At 58.6% G+C, this 24,990-nt stretch carries 22 protein-coding genes and 1 pseudogene; 10 read left to right on the forward strand and 13 right to left on the reverse strand.

The features are described 5' to 3' along the window. Together ACNA0J_RS00630 and ACNA0J_RS00635 are read left to right on the forward strand one after the other, a co-directional pair. Positions 1–1,242, forward strand: coding sequence for an aspartate aminotransferase family protein (locus tag ACNA0J_RS00630; protein WP_415815383.1), 1,242 nt, complete (start codon positions 1–3; stop codon positions 1,240–1,242). Positions 1,243–1,256: 14 nt separating this feature from the next. Then, positions 1,257–1,577, forward strand: a pseudogene (locus ACNA0J_RS00635) (tripartite tricarboxylate transporter substrate-binding protein); the annotation flags it as partial. Positions 1,578–1,648: 71 nt separating this feature from the next. Here ACNA0J_RS00635 and ACNA0J_RS00640 read toward each other — a convergent pair. Continuing rightward, on the reverse strand, positions 1,649–2,689 hold the full coding sequence (locus ACNA0J_RS00640; RefSeq protein WP_415815385.1) for an HpcH/HpaI aldolase/citrate lyase family protein: 1,041 nt from the start codon (positions 2,687–2,689) through the stop codon (positions 1,649–1,651). On the opposite strand from ACNA0J_RS00640, the gene ACNA0J_RS00645 reads away from it, so the two are divergent. Continuing rightward, on the forward strand, positions 2,688–3,461 hold the full coding sequence (locus ACNA0J_RS00645) for a class II aldolase/adducin family protein (RefSeq protein WP_415815387.1): 774 nt from the start codon (positions 2,688–2,690) through the stop codon (positions 3,459–3,461). The genes ACNA0J_RS00640 and ACNA0J_RS00645 overlap by 2 nt on opposite strands. Before the next feature lie 42 nt (positions 3,462–3,503). Here ACNA0J_RS00645 and ACNA0J_RS00650 read toward each other — a convergent pair whose 3' ends face one another. From ACNA0J_RS00650 to ACNA0J_RS00675, 6 genes are all read right to left on the reverse strand, one after another. Next, complete coding sequence (locus ACNA0J_RS00650) at positions 3,504–4,019, reverse strand: hypothetical protein (protein ID WP_415815389.1); 516 nt, start codon at positions 4,017–4,019, stop codon at positions 3,504–3,506. A 127-nt stretch (positions 4,020–4,146) separates the two neighbouring features. Further along, positions 4,147–4,734 carry a DJ-1/PfpI family protein gene (locus ACNA0J_RS00655; RefSeq protein ID WP_094819522.1) on the reverse strand — a complete coding sequence of 196 codons (588 nt, stop codon included), beginning with the start codon at positions 4,732–4,734 and terminating at the stop codon, positions 4,147–4,149. A 54-nt stretch (positions 4,735–4,788) separates the two neighbouring features. Beyond that, a complete protein-coding gene (locus ACNA0J_RS00660; RefSeq protein WP_415804663.1) occupies positions 4,789–5,748 on the reverse strand; it encodes a substrate-binding domain-containing protein in 960 nt (319 codons plus the stop codon). Between the two features lie 68 nt (positions 5,749–5,816). Further along, the gene (locus ACNA0J_RS00665; RefSeq protein WP_415815391.1) at positions 5,817–6,806 is read right to left on the reverse strand and encodes an ABC transporter permease; all 990 of its coding nucleotides are present in this window, start codon (positions 6,804–6,806) and stop codon (positions 5,817–5,819) included. Then, positions 6,772–8,406 carry a sugar ABC transporter ATP-binding protein gene (locus tag ACNA0J_RS00670; protein ID WP_415815393.1) on the reverse strand — a complete coding sequence of 545 codons (1,635 nt, stop codon included), beginning with the start codon at positions 8,404–8,406 and terminating at the stop codon, positions 6,772–6,774. The genes ACNA0J_RS00665 and ACNA0J_RS00670 overlap by 35 nt, the downstream gene beginning before the upstream one ends. Then, on the reverse strand, positions 8,403–9,086 hold the full coding sequence (locus ACNA0J_RS00675) for a GntR family transcriptional regulator (protein WP_415815395.1): 684 nt from the start codon (positions 9,084–9,086) through the stop codon (positions 8,403–8,405). The genes ACNA0J_RS00670 and ACNA0J_RS00675 overlap by 4 nt, the downstream gene beginning before the upstream one ends. Before the next feature lie 170 nt (positions 9,087–9,256). Here ACNA0J_RS00675 and ACNA0J_RS00680 point away from each other — a divergent pair, with 170 nt between their 5' ends. Both ACNA0J_RS00680 and ACNA0J_RS00685 read left to right on the forward strand, forming a co-directional pair. Next, entirely contained in the window at positions 9,257–10,471 is a 1,215-nt protein-coding gene (locus ACNA0J_RS00680) for an iron-containing alcohol dehydrogenase (protein WP_415815397.1), read from the forward strand. 52 nt (positions 10,472–10,523) lie between these two features. Then, entirely contained in the window at positions 10,524–11,357 is an 834-nt protein-coding gene (locus ACNA0J_RS00685) for an alpha/beta hydrolase (RefSeq protein WP_415815399.1), read from the forward strand. Positions 11,358–11,476: 119 nt separating this feature from the next. Here ACNA0J_RS00685 and ACNA0J_RS00690 read toward each other — a convergent pair whose 3' ends face one another. Both ACNA0J_RS00690 and ACNA0J_RS00695 read right to left on the reverse strand, forming a co-directional pair. Next, on the reverse strand, positions 11,477–13,597 hold the full coding sequence (locus ACNA0J_RS00690; protein ID WP_415815401.1) for an NHL repeat-containing protein: 2,121 nt from the start codon (positions 13,595–13,597) through the stop codon (positions 11,477–11,479). 294 nt (positions 13,598–13,891) lie between these two features. Then, positions 13,892–14,791: a LysR substrate-binding domain-containing protein gene (locus tag ACNA0J_RS00695; RefSeq protein ID WP_415815403.1), complete on the reverse strand. Its 900-nt coding sequence runs from the start codon at positions 14,789–14,791 to the stop codon at positions 13,892–13,894. Between the two features lie 157 nt (positions 14,792–14,948). Here ACNA0J_RS00695 and ACNA0J_RS00700 point away from each other — a divergent pair, with 157 nt between their 5' ends. The 5 genes from ACNA0J_RS00700 to ACNA0J_RS00720 are packed head-to-tail and all read left to right on the forward strand — an operon-like array spanning position 14,949 to position 20,509. Further along, positions 14,949–15,956: a TRAP transporter substrate-binding protein gene (locus ACNA0J_RS00700; RefSeq protein ID WP_415815405.1), complete on the forward strand. Its 1,008-nt coding sequence runs from the start codon at positions 14,949–14,951 to the stop codon at positions 15,954–15,956. 9 nt (positions 15,957–15,965) lie between these two features. Continuing rightward, complete coding sequence (locus ACNA0J_RS00705) at positions 15,966–16,544, forward strand: TRAP transporter small permease (RefSeq protein WP_415815407.1); 579 nt, start codon at positions 15,966–15,968, stop codon at positions 16,542–16,544. Next, entirely contained in the window at positions 16,538–17,821 is a 1,284-nt protein-coding gene (locus ACNA0J_RS00710) for a TRAP transporter large permease (RefSeq protein WP_415815409.1), read from the forward strand. Before ACNA0J_RS00705 ends, ACNA0J_RS00710 begins: the two co-directional genes overlap by 7 nt. Positions 17,822–17,845: 24 nt before the next feature. Next, positions 17,846–18,985 (forward strand): zinc-binding dehydrogenase, encoded by a 1,140-nt coding sequence (locus ACNA0J_RS00715; RefSeq protein ID WP_415815411.1) that lies wholly within the window; start codon positions 17,846–17,848, stop codon positions 18,983–18,985. 48 nt (positions 18,986–19,033) lie between these two features. Beyond that, a complete protein-coding gene (locus ACNA0J_RS00720; RefSeq protein WP_415815413.1) occupies positions 19,034–20,509 on the forward strand; it encodes an aldehyde dehydrogenase in 1,476 nt (491 codons plus the stop codon). Between the two features lie 59 nt (positions 20,510–20,568). Here ACNA0J_RS00720 and ACNA0J_RS00725 read toward each other — a convergent pair whose 3' ends face one another. From ACNA0J_RS00725 to ACNA0J_RS00740, 4 genes are read right to left on the reverse strand one after another with little or no spacing between them, the layout of a single operon-like run. Then, on the reverse strand, positions 20,569–21,723 hold the full coding sequence (locus ACNA0J_RS00725; RefSeq protein WP_415815415.1) for an iron-containing alcohol dehydrogenase: 1,155 nt from the start codon (positions 21,721–21,723) through the stop codon (positions 20,569–20,571). Between the two features lie 3 nt (positions 21,724–21,726). After that, positions 21,727–22,335 carry an ANTAR domain-containing response regulator gene (locus tag ACNA0J_RS00730; RefSeq protein ID WP_415815417.1) on the reverse strand — a complete coding sequence of 203 codons (609 nt, stop codon included), beginning with the start codon at positions 22,333–22,335 and terminating at the stop codon, positions 21,727–21,729. Further along, positions 22,332–23,471: a transporter substrate-binding domain-containing protein gene (locus ACNA0J_RS00735; RefSeq protein ID WP_415815420.1), complete on the reverse strand. Its 1,140-nt coding sequence runs from the start codon at positions 23,469–23,471 to the stop codon at positions 22,332–22,334. The genes ACNA0J_RS00730 and ACNA0J_RS00735 overlap by 4 nt, the downstream gene beginning before the upstream one ends. Further along, positions 23,468–24,979 (reverse strand): amidase, encoded by a 1,512-nt coding sequence (locus ACNA0J_RS00740; protein WP_415815422.1) that lies wholly within the window; start codon positions 24,977–24,979, stop codon positions 23,468–23,470. The genes ACNA0J_RS00735 and ACNA0J_RS00740 overlap by 4 nt, the downstream gene beginning before the upstream one ends. Positions 24,980–24,990 lie beyond the last annotated feature (11 nt).

Here is a 24,990-nt window from a genome sequence, read left to right on the forward strand (position 1 = left end):
ATGAAAAATCTGATCGGCGACGTATCCAGCAGTGCACGCATCCTTCCTGATCTCGACGGCGAGAAACTATTCATCTCCCGTGCAGAAGGGCCGTACGTCTGGGACACGGCCGGAAAGCGCTATGTCGATACCGCGCTGGGCTTTGGTGCGATTCTGCTTGGGCATTCTCCCTCAACCGTTGTGGAGGCAGTATCTGTGGCACTGCATTCAGGCGCCGCTCCGTCATTTGCGCATACTCGTGAACACCCCGCTGCGACCTTGCTCGCCAATTACACAGGTGCCTTGAGTAGGGTGATGTTCACGAATTCGGGAAGCGAAGCGGTACACCTGGCCTGTCGCGCCGCTCGCGCCTATACGGGCAAACCTGTCATCGCGAAGATGGCGGCAGGGTTCGATGGCTGGTTTGACGAGATCACGCTGGCAAATGTCGGCACACGGGAGGCGGTGTTTACAGCGGGACAGCGCCCCCTGACGGGCCGGACCACCGCATTGCGGTTCAATGACGAAACCGATCTCGAGCAGCTCTTTCGTGAACGCGATGATATCGCCGCTATTCTTTACGAACCGATGTTGGCAAATGCGGGGTGCATTCTGCCAAAGCCCGGCTACCTTCAAAAGGTACAAGACGTCGCGCGAAAACACGGGGCGCTGTTAATCAGCGATGAGGTGCTTATGGGGTTTCGCTTGCACGCGGGGCTGACCTCTCATCTTTGGGGCCTGGATCCCGATATTGCGACGGTCGGAAAAGCGATTGGCACCGGCGTACCAGTGGCTGGCGTCGTGGGTAAACCGCATATTCTCGCTCCTTTTGAGGAGGGCAGAGTGGCAAGAGGCGGAACGTATAGTGGAAATCCTCTTGCATGCGCGGCGTTGATAGCCACCCTTTCCGCGCTTGGGCGGAAAGACTACGTCGAACTCAATCGCCGTGGAGAAGACTTGCGAACAGCGCTGGAGACTTCTTTTCGGGAGAAAGGCGTCGAAATCGGGACCTCTGGCTTCGGAACGGTTTTTAGCATCTGGCCTGGGCCGCGAGTCCCGGAAAACTATCAGGTGGCATCCACGGCGGCAGACAGTCCCTTTTCGAACGGCCTTCATCTGGCATTACGCAGGCAGGGGCTGCTGATGATGCCGTCGGCGTACGGCCGCTTGTATCTCTCGTTTTCACACGATGATGCAGTTGTGGACCAAATGCTGCAATCGTTCGACAACGCCGCGGAGGAACTGAGCCGCCAAATAAAATAATGAGGCAAATTCCGAGAAGCGGGGGGGAGCTGTTGCACGTCCCATTCAAGGGCGCGACGCAAGCCCTGCCGGCCTTGATCAACGGCGATGTCGATGTATTCTTCGATATGGTGGCCACGGGTATGCCCCAGGTCACGGCGGGCAAGCTGAACGTGCTGGCCACGTTGCAACAAGCGTTGACCACGACACTGCAAGACCCAGCCGTACGCGAAAAAATGCTGGCCATGGGCATTGAACCGCGTTCAGGAACGGCTGCTGAGCTCACCAAGCAGATTCGCGATGAACAACCCGTGGTGAAAAAATTAGTCAACCAAGCGAATCTGAAGCCGCAGTGATCATGCATCGCGCACGTGATGCTTGATTCCAATACGGCACGTTGCGCGATGTCCTTTCTTCGCCAGCCGATCTATTGCTCGACGTCCTGCCCGTATTCCTGAAGCTTGCGCACGGCGATCTCATGATGTAATCGTTCAACCATCATGCCATCGAGACTGATCACCCCGGCATTTGCGTTCTCGGGCAGGTCGTAGGCCGCCACTATTTTTCTCCACCAGGCAATTTGCTCTTCGCTTGGGCTGAATGCCTTGTTCACCGTTTCGACCTGAGCGGGGTGGATAATGGTTTTCCCGTTCATCCCCAGCGCACGTGCGACTTCGCATTCTGCACGTAGTGCGTCGGTGTTTTTGATGTCGTTAAGCACACCGTCGATGACCGCCATATCGAACGATTTTGCCACCAGCATGACGTGGCTGAACCAGGGCATCAGATTGCCGCGGTCTTTCCCGGGATCGATATCGCTGTCCTTGACGAGGTCATTGGTACCGAGGATCAAGCATTCGAGGCCAGAATTTTTTCCTTGCTCTACGATGTTTTCCAACCGAAGGATACCGAGAGGGTTTTCCACCATGCTCCATATCTTTGGAGGCTGACGGGGCTGTGCAGAGAGCTCCACATACGCGTCATGTATATGCTGCGGCGTCGTGACTTTGGGCAAGAGCACCGCATCCGGCATGATCTGGGCCACGACGGCGAGATCGTCTTTCCAGTAATCGGTATCATCGGCATTGACGCGTATGACCAGATACTTTCCCTGAAAATTGGCGCGCTCCTTTGTCAGAAACTCGGCAAGTCCGGATCTCGCCTGTGCCTTCTGTTCAGGAAAAACACTGTCTTCCAGATCAAAGATGACTGCATCGACGTGCAGGGTTGCCGCCTTACGCATGGCCTTTTCGTTGATGGCGGGTACGTAAATAACGCTGCGTAGTTTTCTGTTCATATCGTTCAGGACGGGTTTTGGGCTCGTTTGATAGTATGCCAGAGGTGGTTTCGTTACCCGCGTTCTCGCTGCCCCTGGACGGCGGGTTGAAAATGCATTCCAGAGCGGCCGCTGGAGCTTTTTGGGCGCATGGATTAAAAAGGGAGAATCCCCTTTGGAGACGCCACCCATGAACCGCTCACTAACGTCCTTATCTCCCGAAACACAAGCTGACGCCGCTTGGCTCGCCCGCGTTCATCTTGCCGCGGCGAATCGGCTAGCCGTCCATGATCAATTGGAAGAAGGCATCGACAATCATTTCACCATGATGGTGCCTGGCTATGACGACCGCTACCTGGTGCTGCCGTTCGGCCTGCATTGGTCAGAGGCTCGGGCCAGCGATCTCATCGTTTTCGACGAGAACGGACAAGTGTTGGAAGGCCATGGGGATTTGGAACTGAGTGCGTTCTGTATCCACGCACCACTGCACCGGATTACTGGCGCCAAAGTCATCTTGCACACGCACCAAACGTGGGCGCTGGCGCTCAACATGCTGGAGGATAACCGGTTATTGCCATGCAGTCAGACAGCCGCGTTTTTCACCAAAAATATTGCGTATGACGATGGCTATACGGGACTCGCAGACACCCTGAGCGAAGGAGAGCGCCTGGCTGCACTGATTGGAGACAAGCACGTGCTCTTTATGAAAAATCATGGTGTGCTGGTGGTCGGCGATACCGTAGCGCAGGCGTATCGCCGTCTGTACAAGCTCGAGAGAGTCTGCAGGGCTCAGATACTGGCGATGTCGGCAGGCAAGCCCCTTTCGGTGCTGCCGGACGCGCTCGTTGACCGGGTCGACACCCCCAACCCCAAAGACAGCCACGCGCGCGCTGAGCGCGAGAGGCTTTATTTCGAGGCCATGATGCGTGTGTTGGATCGGGTCATGCCGGGGTACGCGGAGTAAGGCCGCGGGTGCGCCCGCTCATACGCCACGGTGTCCCGTGCTTTAGCCGGGTTTACGAAAGTCATTCTCGACCCAAGCTGTGGCTGTGCCCAGCGTGAATTTGTAGTTCGGCGCGACCGTGACTTCCGCAATGGTTTCGCCGTACTCATCCACGGCGCTGAGTACTGCAAAGGGCTGATCTTCGTCTGGAACGATGTCCAGTTTGACCGTCAGTGTGGCGTCCGGCGTTGTCACCCTGACGCTCTTGTGCAACTGCGCGTGCAGTTGTTGCTCGTGCCTGCGGATCACCTCGGATGCCGTCTTGACCAAGGTGCGAAAGGCGGTGGGATCCAAGGGCTTAGGGTTCTTTTTGTCGCGCCCCATCGTCCAGGGGCCCACCAGCGCCGGTTCGGATTCGCCTTCGCGGGTCATTTCGACGGCCCAGCCGTCGTCTTCTTCGTTCTTGATGACGCGTGCCGTCCAGCCGTTGTCACGCCACAGGTGCGGTTCGTGAATGCTCTCGTCTGTCGTGTTGTCACCCTCGTGCTCGAGGGTGGGTGTGTCATGGTGCGTGCCCACAGTGGATGCTCCGTGTTGCGATGCCAGTCATCCAGAGTGGATACTGAAGATTCATCCACTATTATCGCAGAGCGTGCGCCCACCCTTGGGTATGCGTGGCCAAGTGAGGGCGCCGCGTGCCTCCCGTCTACGAATGCGTAATGTTCGTCCCCAACACTTTCATGCACTCGCGCATGAAAGCAGCCAGGCCAGTCCAGCCTTTTGCCGACACCATGGTCCCATCCACATAAGCTTCGTGGGGCTTCACATCGATGTAGGTGCCGCCGGCAAGGATGACCTCGGGTTCGCAGGCGCCCAGCGCGGCTACCTTCTTCCCTCGGATCACGCCCTCTACTGCGACCAGGATCTGCACTCCATGGCATATGGTGAAGATCGGCTTCTTAGCCTCATGAAAGTGGCGCACCATGGCCTGGATCCGTTTGTCGGTGCGGATATATTCCGGGCCGCGCCCGCCTGCGCAGTAGACCGCATCATATTCCTCGACGTTCACCTCAGAGAACGTCTTGTTGATTTCGGCCAGATGGCCAAATCGCTCGATATAGGTTTGATGTCCCTCGAAATCGTGCAGCGAGGTCTGGATCATTTCGCCCGCTTTCTTGTCGGGGCAGATCACATGGACGGTATGGCCTACGGCCTCCATTCCTTGCTGGAACACATAGATTTCATATTCTTCGGTGAATTCACCGCAGAGCATCAGAATTTTCTTGCCTCTCATTTGGTCCTCCGTTTGGCTTTTATCACGGCCGGATGGTGGTCCGGCCAACTGTCGTCAGAATGGGCTGTCTGGGAAATAGAACTGGTCGGCGTTCTCGGGGGTAATCAAGGGCGCGTCGAGCTTGAAATTGCCACGCATCGGTGCTTGACCGCTGAGCTGGGCCGCCGTCATATAGATCGCCGATTTGATCATCGACGGCGGATAGGGGGTTGAGATGGGGGTGACCGGGTTCTTTGCCTTCACCAGTTCGATCACGTCTTTCATGCCGTTGCCGCCCAGCGCGTATTTGATCTCGGTACGGCCGGATTGCTTGATCGCTTCCAACACGCCTAGCAGCATGTCGTCGTCATTGGCCCAGACGGCGTCGATTTGGGGATACTTGGCCAGATAGTCCTGCATCAGCGTAAAGGCCTGATCCTGGTTCCAGTTGGCATACTGAATATCGAGTATCTTGATGTCTGTGCCCTTGATGACGTCGGTGAACCCTTTGATTCGTTCATCGTCAATGACGGTCGGGATGCCGCGCAGCACGACAATTTTTCCTTTTTTGCCCAGCTTTTCCGCTAGCCACTTCGCCGTGTTCGCGCCGACGGCGATATTGTCGCCCGCGACATATAGATCCTGAATCGTGGGATCAGTCAGACCGCGATCCACGACGGCGATAAAGGCGCCGCCTGCCTTGACCTGTGCGACCGGGCCGGTCAGTTCTTCTGAGGTGAACGGCAGGATGACCAACGCGTCGAGGTTTCGGCCGGCAGATAGATCTTCCAGTGCCGATACCTGAGCAGTCGCCGAAGGCGATGTCTTTACCACGACATCGATATTCGGGAATGCGGCTTTTATCTCTTTCGCAGCCTGTTCTGCGTGATAAACAACGCCTCCGGTCCACCCGTGGGTGGCCGCCGGGATGGAAACGGCGATGGTCTTTTTGCTCTGTGCCAAAGCACTGGTCGCGGTACATGCCATAAGGCTGACTGCCAGCATGGCGAGCGCACGCTTGGTCATGGATGTCATTTTGTCTCTCCTGATTATGGTTGTCATTTCATGTCTACTCTGAAAGCATCCATCCTTCGTCGTGATGGTTATTTGATGAAGCGGTGGGCCAACATGGCGAGGATGATGATTACGCCCTGGACGGCCGCGACGAGGTATTCCGAAACCATGTTGGATAGCACCATCAAATTGGCGATCATCTCCAGGATCAATGCGCCGGCGACGGTTCCCCAGATTCGCGCCTTGCCTCCTCGAAGTAATGTGCCGCCGATCACGACGGCGGTGATGACCTGCAATTCCCACAGTTGGCCTGTCGTTGGTGTCGCGGCGCCGAGTCGAGGGATGTAGCAGATCGCCGCAATGGCGACACATAGCCCCTGTATCACAAAGGCAACGGTGCGGACCTTCGTGACCGAAATGCCCGAAAAGCGAGCCACATCGGCATTTGAGCCGACGGCCATGCAGCGGCGTCCGTATTTGGTCCGGTACAGAATGAACGCACCGATCAAGGCAACGATCAATGTGATGGCCACCGGTATCGGAATGCCCAACACATCGCCGAAATAGACGGGCCGGTAGGGTTCGCGTAGCGCCCGGGCCATCGGAATCGAACCACCATCGGACATCCACGTGATCAGCGCGCGAAAGATTCCCATCGTGCCAAGCGTGGCGATGAACGGTTCGATTTTGCCGACCGTCACGATCAGTCCATTGAGCAGCCCACAGGCCGCACCGACCAGGATTCCCACGACTGCACCGACCAAGATAGCGTTTGCGCCGATCGATGGCTCAAGCCGGTTCATCGTCAGAATCATGATGCCCGTCACGAATGCCATCATCGACCCGACCGACAAGTCGAGACAGCGAGACGAGATCACGAACGTGGCGCCCACTGCGATGATGGCAATGAACGCCGATCGCGTGACGACGTTCGCCATATTGGTTCCGGTCGCGAAGTTCGAGTTCAGCACCATGCCGGCCAACATCACCACGGCCAACGCGATGAACGGGCCCATGGCGGCCCAGCGGATGCGCCGCGGCGCTTTAATGATCGCGATATGCGTCGTCGCGCTTGTCATTCTGGTCTCCTACCTTATTTATCGTTATGTGGTCTTGCTGGTCTGTTTCGTACGCGTTCCCACTGGTGGCCACGTAGACGACGTTATGCTCGGTAATCTGATCGCCAGTGAGTTCGGCGGCGATGCGTCCTCCACGCATCACCAGAACCCTATCTGCCAAGCCGACAAGCTCCGGCAGCTCTGATGAGATCACGATGCAAGCCTTATTCGATCGAACCAAGTGATCGATGAAGTCATAGATCTGGCTTTTGTTGCCGATGTCGATGCCGCGTGTCGGCTCGTCGATGATGACAACGCAAGGGTCGGTCATCATCACCTTTGCCAGCAGCAGCTTTTGCTGATTGCCTCCGGACAGTTGACCCGCGTTCAAATGGACCGATCGGGCGCGAATGTCGTAGTCGCGAACGGCTTTGTCCAGTGCGGCGGCCTCTCTGTCGCGATTTAGCGCGAGGCGCGGATGGATCCGGTCGAGAGCTTGTAAGGTCAGGTTCGGGGCCAGCGGCTCGTCCAGCAGAAGCCCCTTTCCCTTGCGGTCCTCGGTGAGATAAACCAGGCCCAGTTCTCGCCAGTCCTTGACAGATCGGTGCTCGACGGCACTGCCCGCCAGCTCGATTCGGGTTGCTTCGGCGGGCCGCAGGCCCATCAACCCTTCAAACAATTCGGTCCGGCCAGAACCGATCATGCCGCCTATACCCAGCACTTCGCCGCGACGAACCGTCAGGCTGGCTTGGACTGCGCCATGATCGACCGATAGCTGTTCGACCGCCAGCAGTGGTGTGCCAGAAGGCTGCGGGCGTTTAGGGGGATACAAGACGTCGAGTTGGCGACCGACCATGAGCTCGGCCATGCGGCGTTGCGACAGATCAGCCGCGGGCCACGTGCCGATCATCTTGCCATCGCGCAGTATGGTGATGCGGTCGGCCAGTGTCTCGACCTCGTCCAGACGGTGCGAAATATATAGGACAGCGACCCCTTGAGCCCTCAGCCCTCGGACGACTTCCAGCAATGCGGCGACTTCGTCGTTGGCCAGGACGGCGGTGGGCTCATCGAAAATCACGACCTTGCGTGGTTGCAGCAGAGCCCGGCCGATTTGTACCAACTGCCGCTGCGCCAACGGCAGGTCGCCCACATGGTCGCGCGGATGGCAATGCGCCCCGATAGACGCCAGCACTTCGGCAGTGCGTCGGTCCATGGTGCGATCATCAATCAGGATGCCACGCGATAGCTCTCGGCCAAGAAAGAGGTTCTCTGCAACGGTCAGATCCGGTGCCAGCAGGATTTCCTGATGCACCAGGACCACGCCCGCGGCCTCTGCCGCAGCAGCATCGGGAAAAGCGATGGGCTGCCCCTGCATGAGCAGGTGACCCGCGGTGGGGCTCACGTAGCCGGCCAACAGCTTCATCAGCGTTGATTTTCCGGCTCCGTTTTCACCTATGACCGCGTGGACCTCGCCGGCGCGAATATCCAACGTGACATCGGACAGGACGGTGACCGGTCCATAGGCCTTCGTCAGTCCCTCCGCGGCAAGCGCCGCAGCGGTACACGCTTCTACCGCCAACGGGATGGTGGCCGATAGCGATAGCGCGTCCACGGCATTCATTCGAAGGCCGCCATCAGGCGATCACGTGAACACAGGATGTGCTCACGCATCGCCGCTTGCGCAGCGGCCGCGTCCCCTGCCCGGAAGGCGGTCAGCAGCTTCTCGTGTTCTTCCAGCGCCTCTTGGGTGACGCGGCTGTGGAACATCAGGCGAAACAGGTGCAGGTGGACATGCTGGTTGAAAAGCGTGGTGCGGATGACCTCGTTTCCAGCAATTCGCATGATCTCGTCGTGAAAGTGCGAGTCGATCCGGGCAAAGCGTGAATAACGGCTGGTCCGATCTATCGGCGTCCCGCCGTCCGCCATGTCAGCGGCAATGCTTTCAAGATGCTCCAGTGCGGCAGGGGTCATATTGAGCGCCGCCAGACGTGCGCCTTCCGGTTCGACGAGCAAGCGAAAATTGAACAAGTCCTCGAATTGCTTGCGGCCCAACTGTGGAGCGGCGCTGTAGCCGATGAGGTGTGCCTTGTGGACCAACCCTTCGCGTTCCAGGCGCGAGAGGGCTTCCCGCACAGGTGTCTGTGAAACGTTCAGTTCTCGCGCGATCAAGTCGATGGGAATGCGGGCGCCAGGCGCAATGGCAAGCGACATCAGCCTTTCATTGATGGCGTCATAGACGTCGTCAACCACGCTGGAGCGGCGTACGGATACACCAGTTTGAGTTTCTCGTAGTACAGCCATTTTGCTCGCGCATACCCTGTAAGTTGACCTTGACATGCCCGAATGGTGACAAATACCATATCGAATGTCAAATAAAATATCCTATACGATATGATTTTTTAGGTCCGGCCCGACACCCGGGTGGCACGCGAACAGCGGTGGCAGACAACAGAGACAATGAGGGGACAGTGATGGTGAATTTCGGTGCAATGAGGTCGCCTGGCGAAGTGATATTTGGCTGCGGACAACGCAAGGCTCTGGGACTCGTGGCGAAACGGCTGGGGCGGCGGGCGCTGGTCGTCACAGATCAACGCCTCGCCGCGGATGCCGATTTCCAGGCCATGATGCTGGATTTGAAGACCAGCGGCCTGATCGTGCGAATCGAAAGCGGCACCTTGCCGGACGTGCCGGTCCGAGCTGCCGTCCTGGCTGCCGACGCGGCTCGCGAGTTTGCCGCCGACGTGGTGATCGGCGTCGGTGGAGGCTCTTGCCTGGACATGGCTAAATGCCTCGCACTGCTGCTGAGCCATGGCGGGCAACCCCAGGATTACTACGGCGAACTGAAGGTGCCTGGTCCAATTCTGCCGGTGATTGCCGTCCCGACGACGGCCGGGACCGGGTCAGAGGTCACCCCGGTCGCTGTCCTGTCAGATGAGCAGCGCACACTCAAGGTGGGCATCTCCAGTCCCTATCTGATTCCCATGGTGGCGATCTGCGATCCTGAGTTGACGTTGACTTGTCCTGCGACGTTGACCGCCATCGCCGGCGCTGATGCGCTGACCCATGCGATTGAGGCTTTCACCGCCGCGCGCCGCGAGGTCACTCCAGGTCTGACTCAGGAAAGGGTGTTCATCGGCAAAAATGCGTTATCAGATCAGTTCGCGCTGACCGCGATCTCACTGCTGTGGCAAGGACTCGAGGCTGTTTGCACAGATGGCGGCAACCTGGCTGCACGATCTCAAGTCATGCAGGGGGCGACGTTCGCGGGCTTGGCTTTTGGTGTCGCCGGCACGGCCGCCGCCCATGCAATTCAATATCCCGTTGGGGCAGTTACCCACACCGCGCACGGTGCGGGGGTGGCCTGCTTGATGCCCTGGGTGATGGAGTGGAATCGTCCGGTGATCGGCACAGAACTGGATCAAATGGCTGCCGTCATGAATCTGGCTGATGGTGCCGCCGTGATCCCTGCCGTCGCAGCGCTATTCGTCCGTATCGGGATTCCATCCACGCTAAACCAGCTTGGATTGGCCGAAGATCAGCTGGATTGGGTCGCGGATCAAGCGTGCGGCATCGAGCGGCTGATCCAGAACAACCCTCGTCCGCTTGATCGCAATAACATGCGAAAGTTGATCGAGGCGTCTTATTTCGGTATTGCCGATTTGATGCGGGATGCAAAAGCGGCATAGCAGGCGCGCTCGAACTTACGTAATCGCAGTATTTCACGGCGGACTTTCAACGATGGCTCAGGACCTTTATCGAAACCGCGACTTCATCCCGGACTTCGACGAGATCATTGCCGAGACGGCTGCACGTTCTCGCGAGTTCGCGAAGGGGGTCGATATGCGGCTCGACGTGCCCTACGGTTCGAGTCCGCGCGAACGGATGGACATCATTCTTCCGCCTCGTATGGAAAAGGGTGCCCCGATCCATGTGTTCATTCACGGCGGCTACTGGCGCTCGGGCAGCAAAGAAGATCACTGGTTGGTCGCTGCACCGGTGCTGGCCGCGGGCGGTGTTGCCGTCCTTGTCACGTACGACCTCATGCCTGGAACGAGACTGGGCACCATCGTTTCCCAAGTTCGCGCGGCTGTCCGGCACATAGTCAAAATGGCTGCCGATATTGGGGCGGATCCCACAAGGCTCACTGCCAGCGGCCATTCGGCAGGCGCGCATTTGGCGAGTTACTTAGCGGCGCAGGGACCCGAGGAAAGTGCACCACCGGATTTGCCTGCGCTTGGCGGCTTGCTGCTCGTCAGCGGCATTTACGACCTGACCGATATTCCAGGCAGTTTCCTGAAGAACGAAGCGCGAATGACACCGGCTGAGGCGGCGGCATGGTCGCCTCTGACCTCTCGGCAATTTCCCGGCCCTCGGCGTATCGTGCTGGTCAGTGAAATGGACTCGGCGCCATTTCATTCTCAAGGCCAAGAGTTTGCGTCTGTCCTCGAGCGCACCACGCATGACGGGCAGTTCCGAATGGAAGCTGGCCTGAACCATCTCACGATCGTTCTTGCCTTGGGCGATCCCAAGACTCCTGCAGGGCTTTGTCTCTCGGATTTGATTACTGGCTGAGGTCCTCCATTCTGGTCAAATGCTGTGATTTTGCGCATCATGGCCCCACGGAGCTTAATGCTCTATTCGGGAAATGAGCCGCTCATTCTCCGATCCCGAATTACGACAGTGATACATGCCTAACGCTTGCCCAGCGCTACGGGTTTCAATGGCACTGGCGGGCCGATCACAGGCGTGTTCAATGGCGCAGCCGCCCCGATCAGGATCACTATCGAGTTGCCGCCAGGGTTCAGATCAGGATTGGGGTTCTGCTTCCAATTGTTCATCACCCACAAGTTGCCCGATCTATCGATCTGGCCGCCGGTGATGCGTTCCAGTGCATCGCTCGTATAACCGGTCGCCGGCGAGATGGGATCGCCCACCTTTGCTCCTGGCCGGCATTTGCTCGTATCCGCGCCGCAGAATCGGCTGATGCCTGTCAGCGCGGTTGTTGGCGTGGGCTCAACGCCGTCAGGTCCGAAATTGAACACCCACACTGTGTCGTCGCCGTCCACCGAGATACCCCAGGGCACGGTGAGGCCGCCACCGGTAAAAGGAGAACCCGGGTAAGGATCGTGGGTGCCTGTTTGATACATCGTGATGGAAGGGCTCGTCGCAGGACCTTCGCGCGCGCTGGCCGGGCAGGGTGCATCCAGCCAATCCGAATTGGCGATCCAGATGTTTCCCTTGCTGTCGGCGGCATTACCGATGGGATGGTTAATCAGCGGGCGCGCAGGATCAGCCTCGGCATTGGTCAGTGTCTTGAGGATGGTGCCGTCCGGCGCAATCACCACCACGGTGTCGCCGCGATTAGTGGTGACCCAGACGTTGCCATCCAGGTCCACTACCGTGCCGAATGGCTTGAGCCGTGGCAGTCCGTCAGGGCCGAGTGAGCCCAGCGAGATGTTGATGGCCTGCGTCGGGTCGCCGTTGGGAATCTTGGTGACCGAATCGTTGCCGCAGTTGGCGACCCAGATGTTGCCTGCACGATCCGCCGACGTGCCTTGCGGCCACGATATCTTGCCCTGCGTGAATCCTGTGTTCGGGGAAATCGGAGTGCCATCGGGCTTGAATACCGAAACGCTGTTGTGAAGCGCCTCTGCCGGCGTGCCGATGCAGGGCGGATCCTGGAACCCGAAATTTCCCGTCCAGAGGTTGCCTGCCAGATCGAACGTGATGCCAAATCCCGCGCCGCTGAGACCGCCACCAAAGTAAGGCGAGCCGGATATGACCTGCGCAGCGGGAGAGAACTTGATCAGACGCAAACCTGCGCACGCCGGTTGGCCTACATACTGTGGCTCATAGTTGTCGTTCGCCCAGGCGTTACCCTCGGCATCAAAGGCGATGTTGCCCACACCATTGACGACATTGGTGGGGCTTTGCTCGCTGAAAAAGCCGCCAGTGACCTTCAGGAACAGCAGCCAGTTGTTAGGGCGTGCAGCGAGGCCCAGATAATTTGCGGGCGATGCCTTAGCCAGGTTGAACAAGGGGTCAGCCGCGTCATCTGGATAAGCTGGGTACGACGGGCTTTTCACAATATTGGAAAGTGCCTGCAATACGTTGGCCGGCGCGGTACCGCCGGGTGGCGTAGCGGCGGCAAACAGCTTGGCGCAATTATCATGCTCTGCGGCGCAGGCCGCGACGATGTTGGCCAGCGAGTTGAAAGTCGCTAGTGTCGATGTCTCATCACCATTAGGCGACGAGGCAATCGCAGCGCCGACGGCGCCGGAAATGGGATCAACCAGATTCGTCGCCATTTTCGCTGCATTGCGCATCCCGATGGCGTCGCCCGTGATGTCCGATGCGCTGATGAATTGGGCAAACGCGTTACCCGTGGCAACGGTCGTGTGGTCGTTGACCACGATAGACGAGTTCACCTCGCCGTTATCACTGCCGAGCGCACTGGCCAGCATTGCGGGGCCTGACGTCGCTTCGACAAACAGGATGGTTTGTTGACCGCTCTGCACGTCCGAGAGTGAATAATGAATGGTGAATGCACCGTCACTATCCGTCGACCCCGAGCCCAGTGGTACCCACGATCCGCCGTCATCGGAAAAGCTGCCGTATAGCTCGACGCGATAATCCTCAATGCCCGCCGAGCTGCTCTGGACGAGGCCCGAGAGCTTCAAGTGTTTTTCATCTTTAGATGACGATCCTCCATCCGAGCACGCACCCAGGGCCAGCGCGATGCCGGCCGACAATGCGATGGATCGCCATATATTGACCCGGCCAGGATGTTGGATGCTCTTCGAGTGTGCCATGTTCATCACCGTAGTTGGCTGACGCGTTTCGTGACGTGTGGACTAACGCGAGAAAACTACATGAACACAGACGGAGGATCTAGCTTTTTTCGATGAAAGTGCGTATCCGTTCGATGAAAAGACAGAGACGTTTATGTGGGGAAGATCCATTCAGCATGCGTGCAGATATAGAGAAACTTGTTTGTTTCTTGTCATCTAATGGTCATGTTTTTGTAATGCCAGTGGTACTGCCTAAAGCACGCACACAGTCCTATACGATAGGTGACAACTCGCCTGCCCATTTTCAACGCACACTCAAGGCGAGGTATGACGATTCAGTTCAATCTCCAATTCGCTGCCGAGCCAACTAATGAAGTAATGGAGGGGGCGTTTAATGGTCGCCGCTACGGGAAAGACCAGGGTGTGATTGCAAGTGTGAATGTCGATCGAGTTTCCGGCTAATGGCGCGACCAATTTCCCGTCTGCGATTTCCCGTTGTGCAATTAATGAAGACTCCAGAGCGACACCCAGACCATCTACTGCTGCACGGACGCACAAGAAATTACGATCAAAACTCAGACCTTTGATCGCGGGCGCCGAAACGTCGTTGTCCGAAAACCATTGCATCCAACGGACCTGACGGTTGTAGCTATCCAATAACGGCAGTTTTAGCAGATCCGCGGGCTTTTTGATCCGGCGCGCCAAGTCCGGTGAGCACAAAGGCGCAATGATTTCATTACCCAGAGGAAGTTCGCAGAGGCCGTCTGCCGGCCTGTGATCAAAAACGATATCGGCATCGAATTCATGGCGCTGAAATCGCAAATAGTCCGTGTCGGCTGACAAATGCAGCTCAATGCCCGGATGTTGCGAGACGAATGAAGACAGTCTCGGGGTCAACCATTGCGCGGCAAAGCTGGGTGCGCAATGCAGCCGCAACCGTTCAGGTGTAGCGCCCGAAATCGCCTCTATTCCTCGACGCAGGTCATCGAACCCTCGTCCCACGTACAGCATCAAGGCTTCTCCATCCCGAGTCAGCTGCACGGTCCTTCCTTCGCGCTGAAACAGGCTGGTTCCCAACTGAGCCTCCAGTTTTCGAACCGCATGGCTGACGGCACTGGGCGTCAGAAACAGCTCCGCCGCCGCTTTCGTGATCGAGTGGGTACGTGCCGCGGCTTCGAAGCTGCGCAGCAGTACGACCGGGATATGGTTTGTCATAGTCAATATGTGAATTCAATTCAACTATTTATGTATATAACGCGTTTGTGAAAACGGCTGGGGTACCTCAGAATGGATTGAGCCGCTTATAGAGAAAAAAAGGCGGCGCCCGGCGATGCCGGAGAAAAACAATAACCTACTTGGAGACAACAGAGACATGAATTCAATTTTCAAATGCTTGGCCATTGCTGTTGCCGTCATGGCTGCCGCGCCATCGGCTCTCGCGCAGACCAAGGCGCGCCTCGGTCATGTGTTCGCACAAGGGTCGCCTGCCGATGTGGCCAGCCATAAATTCGCAGATTTAGTAAAGGAGCGCACGAACGGGGAAGTGCAGATCACCATTTTCCCCAACAACCAATTGGGCGGCGATGAGGCCTTGGGCCGGGACCTGAGCCGCGGCTCGCTGGAGTTTGCCTTTCTCAACCCAGGGTCGTTAGCGGGCTTGGATCCTCTGCTGGATTTTCACTATCTCCCTTATATCGCCAGCACGTTCGAGCAAGTAGACAAACTCTTCTTCAATCCGGATGGCATTCTGCAAAAGACGTTGAGCGCTGCGCTGGTCAAACAGAACATGACGCCGCTCGCGTTCTTCGAGTTGGAGTTTCGTGCCGTGACCAACTCTAAGCGGCCCGTCGTATCGCCTGCCGATCTGAAAGGGCTGAAGGTTCGCGTTCCAGGCTCGGCCTCGATCCGCAGCTTCTTCGAGGCTGCGGGCACGCAGACGGTGACCATGCCATTCTCGAACTTGTTTGTCGCGCTGCAGCAGGGCACCGTGGACGGACAGGACAATGGCGCCACGATCACCTACAACTCACGCCTATTCGAAGCGCAGAAATACATGACGTTGACCAATCATGTTTACGCCATGGGCACCGTGACGGCCAGTCAGCGATTCTGGAAACGACTGACCGACAAGCAACGTGAAATCATTACTCAGGCGGCAGTCGAGGCCGCCGCAGAAGAAGTCAAAAACAGCAGGGCGATGAACGGCGAATATCTCGAAAAAATCGCGGCGTCAGGGGTCAAAGTGACCCGCCTCAAACCTGAGGAAATGGCGGAATTCGTCAAGGTGGGTCAAATCGGTTGGGAGCAACTGGCATCGACCTACGGCAAAGATCGGATTCAAGCGCTCAAAGACGAAATCGCGGCCGCCTCGCGTCCCTAGGAGGCCTTCATGTCTCACCAAGATGTTGGCAGGGACGCAGGCGCCCTGGCATCGCCACGCTCGCTCAAATCCTGCTTCCAAAGCGCACTGGATAGATTGATGCGATTCGAATTGATCGTGGCCAAAGCGGAAAGCAAGATCGCCATGGCCAGTTGGTTGGTGGCGACACTCTCCGTCCTGGCTTCACTGGTCATTCGCGCTTTTGCACTGCCCGTCCCCGATACAGGGGAATGGGCGCTGGTTGCGATGTCCCCGCTGACATTTGTGGGTGCCGCCCTGTGTAGTCATCTGCACAAGCATCTGACGGCCGACATCGTCGAGATGCTGCCGCGCGGAGCGTTGCTGCAGGTACTGGAGGCCGTGATCGCAATTCTGTTCATTATTTTCTCGGTGTTTCTTTCCGCCTTGGCACTCGACCTGTTTGACTATGCCTTGTCCTCCAATGAGCGGTTGACCGATCTGGGCACTCCGCTTGCCGTGCCGGTCGCGTTCATCTTGCTGGGCGCCCTTCTCATGGGTTTTCACGCCATTGTTGACCTGCTGCGGGCTTGTGCAGGCCGTGAGCCTGGAGGGATCAATCCATGGTGATGATTTTCTTCCTGATGGGCATCATATTGCTTGTCGGTGCGCCGTTGGCGGTGGGATTTGGCCTGCCGATTTTTTTCAGTCTCGATGCACTGGGTCTATCGATCACGAGCCTCAGCAATATTCCTTACGAGGAAATATCCGCCTTCTCGCTGATCGCCATACCCTTGTTCATGTTCACGGGCGGCCTGATGAGCGCCAGTGGAATGGCCAAAGAATTGATTGCGCTTTCGGACGTGGCCTTGGGGCGGATTCGTGGCGCGTTCGGTTATATCGCCATTGCCGCGTCGGCGCTCTTGGGCGCGATCACCGGATCTTCCGTTGCCACGGTCGCCGCAGTTGGCGGCATCGTGAGTCCAGAGATGATACGGCGAGGTTATCCCGCGGGCTACGTTGCAGCACTGACAGCGACAGCAGGTCTGTTGGGCGTCTTGTTGCCCCCCTCCATTCCGCTCATCCTGTATGGCGCGACCGTAGGCGTATCGGTTTCGCAATTGTTCACGGCGACACTGTTGCCCGCCGCATTGATGGCGGCACTGTTTCTGATCGTGCATGTGTTCCTATCACGCCGTCTCTTGCCCAACGGCGTGGAGCAGCGCACCGCAGAAAACAACGTCGCGCTTGACCATCAGCCTGTCACCCCATTACGGATAGCGGGCCGGGCGAGCTCCGTGCTGCTGTTGCCGTTCATTATCCTGGGTGGTATCTATGGCGGCATCATGACGCCGACCGAGGCAGCAGCAGTTGGCTGCCTATATGCGGTTGTCGTCGTTGTTCTGCGCCGCATGGTCAGCCACAAGGTGATGGCCGGCGCACTGCGCGAGGCAGTCATCACCGGCGCGGGCATCTTGTTCGTCATTGCGTTGACTGGGGTCTTTAATCGCGCCATGGTGCTGAACCAAGTGCCCCAGGACCTGGCGATGTGGGTCGCCACGCATATCGAGAGTCCGCTCGTTTTTCTGCTCACGGTCAATGTCGTCTTGCTCGTGGTCGGTTCGTTCATGGAAACGAATGCCTCGATCTTGTTGATGGGGCCGCTACTTGCGCCAGCCGCCGCGCAATTCAACATCGACCCGGTTCATTTCGGAATCATCGTCGCGACCAATCTAGAGATTGGCCTGCTCACTCCACCGATGGCGGCCAACCTCTATGTCGCGGCACGCGCGGCCAATGTGCCGATGCTGAAGATGCTGCGGTATCTCGCGTACTTCTTTACTGCAGCATTGATCGGTCAGGCGCTGATCACCTATGTCCCCTTCTTTACCCTCTGGTTCCGGTAACTTTCCCCAGTATTGACCTCAAACATGAATGATGACAATGAAACATACCTGGGCGCCGCACTACCCAGGTTTTCCAAGGCTGCAGTCGTGCGTGCATTCGGCACACCGCTGGAAATCAAAGACGTGCCGATCCCGACAGAGGTCGAGCCTGGCGCACTGATCGTCAAGACCTCTGCTTGCTCGATTTGCGGTACCGATGTGCATTTGGCGCGAGGTAATTTGGCGCTGAAAGTCGACCTGCCCGTTATTCTGGGTCATGAAATGGTCGGGCGCGTGGTTGCAATTGGTCAAGGGGCAGAGCGAGACAGCGTGGGCCAACCTGTACGGATTGGCGACCGCATTCTATGGACGCACACCTCCTGCGGCTCCTGCTATTTCTGCACGGTCGCCAATCAGCCGACGCTATGCGAAAACAGACGCGCCTACATGTACGAGAGCAGTGAAAAGCCTCCTTATCTGCTGGGCGGTTTTTCAGAGTACGGCTATGTTTTACCCGAGTCCGGCCGTGTGCGTGTCCCTGACAATCTGGACGATGCCGTGGCGAGCCTGTGCAGCTGCGCATTTCGATCAGTCATGAATGCGTTCGACAATCTGGGCCCGATCGATCCCTCCGAGCACGTCGCTATTCAGGGCGCGGGACCGCTGGGGATTCTCGCTGCAGCGGTGGCGCGAGTGGCCGGCGCGCGTACAGTCAGTGTGATTGGCGCGCCCGCTAGCCGACTGCAGATGGCCGAGGATTTCGGCGCGACCCGTACCTTCAACCTGGAAAACTCCACTCACGAGGAACGCGCGGAACAACTGCGGGCAATGACCGGAGGCCGCGGACCGGATATGGTGCTCGAGTTCACGGGATTTCCAGGTGCATTCAACGAAGGTTTGGATCTGGTACGCAAGGGGGGACGCTATCTCACCGTGGGCCAACTTGGCGCCGGTGCGACAACGTTCAGCCCCTCTCTCATCGTCAAGAAGAACATTCGAGTCATCGGTTCGTTCTCGGGGGATGTAAAGTCCTATTGGAAAGCCCTGCAGTTCGCGTCGGCGCATATCGATCACATTCCGTTCAGGAAAATGATCTCCGGTACTTACAGACTGGAGGACGTGAATGTGGCCCTGGAAAAGATGCACCGCCTGGAAGAAATCAAACCGCTGATCTTGATGGAATAAGGCGCACACCGGCTGCTCGTTTGCCTTTTTTCACCCCAAAGGATGATCATGAAAACTTACAGTAATTTCATTGATGGCAAGGCTGTTGAACCCGTAGGCCAAACCTGGATGGACACGGTGAATCCCTATACCGGCGAGGTGTGGGCAAAGATTCCCCGCAGCGATCAGCGCGATGTCGATCTGGCGGTCCAGGCTGCAAAGCGCGCCATGACAGAAGGCCCGTTTTCCAAGATGACTGCAACCCAGCGCGGCCAGATGATGTACCGTCTGGCACAGTTGATCGCCGACAATGCCAAGCGTCTGGCCGAAACCGAGGTGCGCGATAACGGCAAGCTGATTGCCGAGATGCAAGGCCAGTTGAACTATGTTCCCGAATGGTGGCGCTACTACGGCGGGCTCGCCGACAAGATCGAGGGCTCGGTCATGCCCATCGACAAAGCCGATCACTTCGCCTACACCACGCACGAACCCGTTGGTGTCGTGGGCGCATTGACCGCGTGGAACTCGCCGCTGCTGTTCGTGGGCTGGAAATGCGCGCCTGCCATTGCCGCAGGCTGCGCGGTCGTGATCAAACCCTCTGAGTTCACTTCGGCATCCACGCTGGAATTTGCAGAGCTCACCAAACAGGCTGGTTTCCCAGACGGCGTATTCAATGTCGTGACAGGCCTGGGCCAGGAAACCGGCGCGGCGCTGGTAGAACATCCTGACGTAGCCAAAATCACCTTCACAGGATCCGATGCAACGGGCCGCTTGATCTATGCCCAGGCTGCCAAAACGATGAAGCGCATCACGTTGGAGTTGGGCGGAAAATCGCCCAATATCGTGTTCGCCGATAGTGACCTCGACAAAGCCGCAGCAGGAGTGATCTCGGGCATTTTCGCGGCCACAGGCCAGACGTGTATCGCAGGCTCGCGACTGCTGGTACAGAACTCCATCAAGGAGGAGTTCGTGCAGCGCCTGATCAAACTAGGTACCACGGCCAAAAAAGGAAATCCGATGGAGGCCGACACCAACATCGGCCCGGTCACGACACCGCCGCAGTATAAAAAAATCCTCGACTACATCGACATCGCCAAGCGCGAAGGCGCTCGATGCGTCTTGGGTGGGCAGGCGGCATCCAGCATGCCCGGCGGTCAATTCGTCGAGCCCACGATATTTGTGGATGTGACGCCTGATATGCGCGTGGCACGCGAGGAAATTTTCGGCCCGGTGTTGGCGGTGATGGGCTTTGAGGACGAGGCAGAGGCCATCCGCATCGCCAACGATACGATCTATGGTTTGGGCGCGGGTGTGTGGACGGAAGACATCGGCCGGGCACATCGGGTCTCAAAGGCCTTGAAAGCCGGTACCGTATGGGTCAACACCTATCGCGCCGTCAGCTACATGATGCCATTCGGCGGAATGAAACAGTCTGGACTGGGCCGGGAAAGTGGCGTCGAATCCATACGCCACTATCTGGAAACCAAGAGCACCTGGATATCCTATGCGCAAGGCGCTCCCGCCAATCCGTTTATCATGCGCTGAGCAGCCCCTATCAAACGCAGACAGGGGCCGAGGTGCGCTTTTCCAGGCGACCTCCCGCCTCAATAAGCCTCTCGATAGATAGCTAGCGCCTGTGCCTCATCGATCGGCCGGGGGTTGTTCATCAGCAGGCGCTGTTGCTGCATGGCGGAGCTGGCCAGCACGGGCAGGTCCGCCTCGGCGATTCCGACCGCACGCAACCCTCGCGGCAGGTCGGATTGACGAATCAATTCCTCGAGAAAGGCGATGAACGCATTTGCCCCCTCGGCGGCATCCTTCGCAGCCGGCAATCCCACGGCTTGCCCCAGCTCGGTATAGAGACTGGCCGCAGCCGGTGCGTTAAAGCGTAGTACGGCAGGCAACACCAGGGCATTGGACAAGCCATGCGGGACATGGAAAATGCCACCCACGGGATAAGCGAGTGCGTGTACTCCGCCCACGGGGGCATTGGCAAAGGCTTGACCGGCGAGCATGGCGCCGAGCAGCATATCCGATCGTGCCTGCAGATTCGCACCATCGCGGCACACCGTCAGCAGATTCGCGCTCAGCAGTTTGAGGGCCAACGCCGCCAAATGATCCGACAGCGGATTCTTCAGTCGCTTGCTCGTGTAGGCCTCGATCGCATGGACCATGGCGTCGATGCCGGTGGCTGCCGTGGCGGCGGGCGGCAGGCCCACTGTCAGTTCGGCATCCAGATATGCAGCGTCGGCGTAAAGTTGAGGGGCGACCACGCCACTCTTGGTCGTCTCACCCGTGGTGACAATAGAAATGGGCGTTACCTCTGATCCGGTTCCTGCCGTTGTCGGCACCTGAATGAGCGGCAGGCGTTGCCCCTGCACTTGATTGATGCCGTACATGGCCGGCAGCGGCTGCTCGTTGGTGCACAACACGGCGACCAGTTTTGCGACATCCATTGACGAGCCGCCGCCAAAACCGATCACCAGATCTGCTCCAAAACCCCGCGCGCGTTCTGCGGCCGCTTGCACGACGGCCTCTGGCGGATCAGCCACGACGTCGTCGATGACCAGTGTATGCCAACCGGTCGCCGCGAGGCTGTCGAGCGCCGGCTGCAGCGCGCCGCTGCGATACAGGAAGGCATCGGTCACCAGTACGGCGCGGTCGCCTGTATGGCGTTCGCGCAGCAGCGTTCCGAGGCGCCGGGCCAGACCCGGTTCGACGACGATATGAGGCACAGTCTGGAATGAGAAAGCGGACATGATTCAGGAAAGCTCGTTGATAATGGATTGCGCCGTGTCCTCGAGTGAGGATCGCGTAGACATGGCGCGGCTCTGGATACGGCGGTGCGCCTCGTGTTCGGTAATGCCCTCACGGGCAATCAGCAAGGTCTTGGCAGTGGCGATTTTGCTGACCGCGGCATAACGGCCTTCCAGCTTGCGCATGTGGGCGAGCGTGGCCGCCTGTTGGCGCCAGGCGGTACGCGCCAGCAGCAACTGTGTCAGCAGGCCAAAGGGCCGGATGGGACGTTCAATGACGCCGCTGCAGCCGCTTTGCAATACGAGTTGCAGCGTGGCTGGGTTTTCATACTCGACAATGCCCACCAGCGGCGGGCTCAGTTCGGTCAGGCTGTCAGCCAGCCGTTGAATAGCGTCGCGCTGGTCTTCCTCAATGGGCAGCACGACTACGTCGGCTTCGATATCGAGCCGGTCCGGCAGCGGCCACAGTTGTGTGGGTACACATCCGATACGCTTGAGGTGCGACATCAGCAGACGTGACTCGGCGTCCAGCGGATGCAAGACCAGCACCCGCAGGCCGTTGAGTTCCCGCAGCGCCGTTGTGCTGCGGCCGGGTCGGTTCGGCGTTGCGGTCACGATAGCGCCAGGGCCTCAGGGTCCAACGCATGGTCAACCAGGTAAGGCACCGGGCTCACTGCAGCGCGCGCCGCATAGATGATCTCGAACTGGCGGCGCGCATTGATGCGTGCAATGCGGGGCCAGAGCGACGTATGTTGTGTGTCGCTATCGATGGTGACCGGGCCCTGCGGCGCTTCGAATTGAGCTCCCTTGAGTGCCGCGACCAGTTCGAGCACCGCGAGGCTCCCAGCACGGCGCGCCGCATCCGCCAGCAAATGCACCTGGAAATAGGCCGCCTCGGCGCCGGCGGTGATAGGACTGTCTTCGCCGAATCGATGTTGATAGGCGCGAGCGAAACGGCGGCTGGCCTCGGTGGGCAGCGTGGCAAAGTACGGGGCAGCGGTGATGTGGCCTTCCGCCTCTTCGGCGGTCAGCGCAGCCACGTCAGTCTCGTTGGTCGCGAGGCTGACGATAGGCATCCGAGCCGGGTCCAGGCCCAGTTCCCGATAGGCGCGGTAAAGCTTGACGATGTCCCGGCCCACCATCGTGGAATAGATGGCATCCGGGCGCAGCGCGACAGCGCGCTTGAGCACGCCGGTCAGGTCTTCCTGGGGCGCGTTCAGTGGCAGATAGACTTCGTCGACCACTACGCCGCCAGCCTGTTCATACAGTCCGCGCATAATGCGGTTGGACTCTCGCGGGTAGACATACTGTCCGCCGATGAAGAGCACGCGATTGCCGAAATGGCGAATCACGTAACTGGCCAGCTGCACGGAGTTCTGGTTGGGAACCGACCCGGCATAGAAGCAGTAGGGCGAATACTCAAAACCCTCGTACAGCGTCGCATAAAACAGCAGCGCCCTGCGGTTCTCTACGACGGGCAACACCGCTTTGCGGGTGCTGGACATATGCGTACCGAAGATCAACGGTACGCGCTGCGTATCGCACAGCCATTCAGCCGCCTTGCGGTAGTCTAGCGGCTGGGCGCCCACGGGCGCGCTGACCGGCGCCAACGGCACGCCATTGATGCCACCGGCCACATTGACCTCGTCGATGGCCATCAGCGTCGCATTCTCCTGAGTGATCTCAGTGGCCGCAGTCAGGCTCTCATGGGAAAACAACAGACCGACTCGATGGACAGCAGAGGTATTCACAGCGCCGTCCAGTCGTACGCAGATTCAAAGGCATGAGCGCTGCGGTAAAGCGTTGCTTCGTCGAAATGACGTCCGACCAGCATCATGCCGATCGGCAGCGTATCGCGCAGCGCGCACGGCACCGACATCGCTGGATGGCCGGTGACGTCAAAGGGAGCCGTATTGGCATTCATTTCCAGGGCGCGGGTCACAAAAAGGTTGGCATCGGCATCCGGGCCGATCAGCCGCGGCGCACGCATCGGCACCGTCGGCATCAACAGCACATCGACCCGGCTCAATGCCTCATCGTACGCCGCACGCAGGCGCCGCGCCAGGTTTTGTGCTTTGCCATAGTATTGGCCGCCGTAGCGCGCATAGAAGTACTCGCCAGCGAGCAGGCAGGTCTTTACATCATGCGGGAACTCATCCGCATGGTCGCGCCAATGACGCTGTGCTTGCATCAAGCCCGTCACGTAAAGGCCTTTCCAGTTGCTGCCGTAGTTATACCCTTTCATCTGCTGGGTCGTTCCTTCGACGGCGATAGGGGTCCAGATGGCATGGCCCTTGCGATGCAGCGGAATGGACAGTTCGGTCACTTCAGCGCCCAGCGCAGCCAACTGCGCGGCGGCGTGACGTACCGCCTCGTCGACGGCGGGGTCACTGTTGTGCCAGCCGAATCCCTCCGGCACTACGCCGATGCGCAAACCGTGCAATGGCTGGCCGAGTGCGTCGATACACGGCGCGCGTTCAGCGGGCAAGCCCTGCTGGCGGGGATCCAGACCATCGGCGCCGGCGATAGCATCGAGCAGCAGTGCGTTATCGGCCACATTGGCTGTCATGATGCCAGCATGGTCCAGTGTCATTTCGATCGGCATGATGCCGGTATAAGGGATCAGGCCGTGAGTGGGCTTCATGCCATAGATGCCTGAATAGGCGGCTGGAATCCGTACCGAGCCGCCTTGATCGGTGCCTATGGCCATGTCTGCCTCGCCTGCGCCGACCAACGCGGCGGCGCCTGAGGACGACCCGCCTGCCGAATGTTCGGGGTTGCGCGGATTGCGGACCGGGCCCGCCGCGTTGGTATGGCTGCTGCCGGATACGCAGAAATATTCGCAGTGGGCTTTACCCACAATACGCCCGCCGCCATCCAGGATGCGAGTGGCAACAGTGGCGTCCTGGTCGGGTACATAACCCCGCAACGTGGCTGCACCGTTCATCATGGGCACGCCTGCTAGGCACACATTATCTTTCAACACTACGCGCTTGCCTGCCAGCGGGCCATCTGCGCGGCCCTTGATCTCCGTGCGTACGTACCAGGCGTTGAGTGGATTGTCTTCAGGCTGCACGCCCGGTGTGCGGGGATAGCGCACGACTGGGGGCTGATCGATCAATGCATCAACCGTGTCGTAATCGGCAAAGGTCGCCTCGAGAATGCTGTCATAAGCGCGCAGCGTAGCGTCATCCAAATGCAGGCCAACGCGCCGTGCGGCCTGGTCCAGCGCTTCCAAAGTGGGACGGGGTAGAGACATCTTTGATTCCG

Source organism: Bordetella tumbae (genome assembly GCF_965139195.1).
Lineage (GTDB): Bacteria > Pseudomonadota > Gammaproteobacteria > Burkholderiales > Burkholderiaceae_B > Bordetella_A > Bordetella_A tumbae.

What these genes read in the sequence shown, in the direction of transcription:
- ACNA0J_RS00630 (WP_415815383.1), top strand. Translation starts at nt 1, where the DNA reads ATGAAAAATCTGATCGGCGACGTATCCAGCAGTGCACGCATCCTTCCT.
- ACNA0J_RS00645 (WP_415815387.1), top strand. Translation starts at nt 2,688, where the DNA reads ATGAACCGCTCACTAACGTCCTTATCTCCCGAAACACAAGCTGACGCC.
- ACNA0J_RS00640 (WP_415815385.1), bottom strand. Translation starts at nt 2,689, where the DNA reads ATGGGTGGCGTCTCCAAAGGGGATTCTCCCTTTTTAATCCATGCGCCC.
- ACNA0J_RS00655 (WP_094819522.1), bottom strand. Translation starts at nt 4,734, where the DNA reads ATGAGAGGCAAGAAAATTCTGATGCTCTGCGGTGAATTCACCGAAGAA.
- ACNA0J_RS00660 (WP_415804663.1), bottom strand. Translation starts at nt 5,748, where the DNA reads ATGACATCCATGACCAAGCGTGCGCTCGCCATGCTGGCAGTCAGCCTT.
- ACNA0J_RS00665 (WP_415815391.1), bottom strand. Translation starts at nt 6,806, where the DNA reads ATGACAAGCGCGACGACGCATATCGCGATCATTAAAGCGCCGCGGCGC.
- ACNA0J_RS00670 (WP_415815393.1), bottom strand. Translation starts at nt 8,406, where the DNA reads ATGAATGCCGTGGACGCGCTATCGCTATCGGCCACCATCCCGTTGGCG.
- ACNA0J_RS00675 (WP_415815395.1), bottom strand. Translation starts at nt 9,086, where the DNA reads ATGGCTGTACTACGAGAAACTCAAACTGGTGTATCCGTACGCCGCTCC.
- ACNA0J_RS00680 (WP_415815397.1), top strand. Translation starts at nt 9,257, where the DNA reads ATGGTGAATTTCGGTGCAATGAGGTCGCCTGGCGAAGTGATATTTGGC.
- ACNA0J_RS00685 (WP_415815399.1), top strand. Translation starts at nt 10,524, where the DNA reads ATGGCTCAGGACCTTTATCGAAACCGCGACTTCATCCCGGACTTCGAC.
- ACNA0J_RS00690 (WP_415815401.1), bottom strand. Translation starts at nt 13,597, where the DNA reads ATGGCACACTCGAAGAGCATCCAACATCCTGGCCGGGTCAATATATGG.
- ACNA0J_RS00695 (WP_415815403.1), bottom strand. Translation starts at nt 14,791, where the DNA reads ATGACAAACCATATCCCGGTCGTACTGCTGCGCAGCTTCGAAGCCGCG.
- ACNA0J_RS00700 (WP_415815405.1), top strand. Translation starts at nt 14,949, where the DNA reads ATGAATTCAATTTTCAAATGCTTGGCCATTGCTGTTGCCGTCATGGCT.
- ACNA0J_RS00705 (WP_415815407.1), top strand. Translation starts at nt 15,966, where the DNA reads ATGTCTCACCAAGATGTTGGCAGGGACGCAGGCGCCCTGGCATCGCCA.
- ACNA0J_RS00710 (WP_415815409.1), top strand. Translation starts at nt 16,538, where the DNA reads ATGGTGATGATTTTCTTCCTGATGGGCATCATATTGCTTGTCGGTGCG.
- ACNA0J_RS00715 (WP_415815411.1), top strand. Translation starts at nt 17,846, where the DNA reads ATGAATGATGACAATGAAACATACCTGGGCGCCGCACTACCCAGGTTT.
- ACNA0J_RS00720 (WP_415815413.1), top strand. Translation starts at nt 19,034, where the DNA reads ATGAAAACTTACAGTAATTTCATTGATGGCAAGGCTGTTGAACCCGTA.
- ACNA0J_RS00725 (WP_415815415.1), bottom strand. Translation starts at nt 21,723, where the DNA reads ATGTCCGCTTTCTCATTCCAGACTGTGCCTCATATCGTCGTCGAACCG.
- ACNA0J_RS00740 (WP_415815422.1), bottom strand. Translation starts at nt 24,979, where the DNA reads ATGTCTCTACCCCGTCCCACTTTGGAAGCGCTGGACCAGGCCGCACGG.